The following is a 1,432-nucleotide window of genomic DNA, read 5'->3' as shown; positions in this document are numbered from 1 at the left end:
AGCTCGCCGACGGACTCCTCCACCGGCACCGCGGGGTCGATGCGGTGCAGCTGGTACAGGTCGATGCGCTCGACGCCGAGGTTCCGCAGGCTCAGCTCGACCTGCTGTCTGAGGTACTCGGGCCGGCCGTCCGGCAGCCACACACCCGGGCCGGGCCGGGTGAAGCCGCCCTTCGTGGCAATGACCAGACCGGCGGGATACGGGTACAGCGCCTGCCTGATCAGCCGCTCGCTGACGGACGGGCCATAGGAATCCGCCGTGTCGATGAACGTCACCCCGAGCTCGACCAGCCGGCGCAGCACCCTCACCGCCTCGCCCGGATCACGTGGTTCGCCCCAGACGCCGGGTCCGGTGATGCGCACCGCGCCGAAGCCGAGACGGTGCACCGGCAGATCACCGCCGAGCAGGAACGTGCCGGAAGCCGCGGCGGGGGCGGGAGTGGTGGTCAACGCGATTCCTTCTTTCCACATGCGAGCCGATCCGGGAACGACGGTGGCGGCAGCCGGGCCGACGCCGCGGGCCAGCGTCCCACCTCCCCCGCGTACGGCACCCTCACCTATTCAGGCGAGGGACGGGCAGGCGCCCCCGGCGGAGGATGGATCACCCCCAAGGGCCCTTGCCCACCAGCGAGAGAAGGCACCACATGGACCACGTTGACCGAGGCGAGCCATGGGTACGGGCCCCGGCGGCACCGCTCTCCGGCGATCAGCTCAAGAAACTGGCGGCGCTCGGATCGGAGTTTCCGGCGGACTCCGGCGAGATCCTCTTCTCGGCAGGCGCCGAGTCCTACGACTTCTTCGTCGTCCTTGAGGGATCGGCGGACGTCGTCGACCGGATCGGGGAGCCGGGCGAACGGCTGGTCGCGTCGTACGGGCCCGCGGAGTTCCCGGGCGAGATAGGCATGCTGACGGGCGAGCGCGCCCGTTTCGCCGGTGTCATGCGAACCCCGGGTCGGCTGCTGCGGGTTCCGGTGCGTCAGATTCTGATGCTCGTCGCCCAGGACGCCGGACTCAGCGAATACATCCTGCGGACGTTCCTGGAGCGCCGGGCGAACCTGGTGCGAAGAGGCGCGGGACTCACGCTCATCGGTTCCCGGTATGACGAAAGGAGCCGGGCGCTTCTCCAGTCCTTCTCGCTCGGCCGGACAGCCGTGCGCTGGATGGATCTCGAGGAGCAGCCGGAGGCCGAGGCGCTGCTGCGGGAACTCCGGATTCCGGTGACCGACCTTCCCCTCGTCCTCGTCCCCGGCCGGCCTCTGCTGCGCAATCCACAGCCGGCCGACCTCGCCGCGGAGTTCGGGGAGCCGCCCGGCGCGGTGGCCGACGACGGCCCCGATGTCGGTGACCTGCTCGTCGTCGGCGGCGGCCCCGGCGGGCTGGCGGGGGCGATGTACGGGGCCCCGGGAGGGCCGGGGGCCACCCTCGTCGGTGCG

At 71.4% G+C, this 1,432-nt stretch carries 2 protein-coding genes; one reads left to right on the top strand and one right to left on the bottom strand.

Translation table 11 applies throughout. From position 1 onward, the window contains the following. On the bottom strand, positions 1-470 hold a 470-nt coding region (locus KVT45_RS37630), incomplete at its 3' end, for an aldo/keto reductase (protein ID WP_217553678.1). A gap of 173 nt (positions 471-643) precedes the next feature. On the opposite strand from KVT45_RS37630, the gene KVT45_RS37625 reads away from it, so the two are divergent. Further along, positions 644-1,432 (top strand): Crp/Fnr family transcriptional regulator (locus tag KVT45_RS37625; protein WP_217553677.1); only part of this gene is annotated, 789 nt, incomplete at its 3' end.

The sequence above is a fragment of the Streptomyces sp. GbtcB6 genome, from assembly GCF_019091475.1.
Taxonomy (GTDB): Bacteria; Actinomycetota; Actinomycetes; order Streptomycetales; family Streptomycetaceae; genus Streptomyces; species Streptomyces hyaluromycini.
The sequence above is the reverse complement of the archived record's forward strand: the minus strand, read 5'-3'. Positions and strand labels throughout refer to the sequence as shown.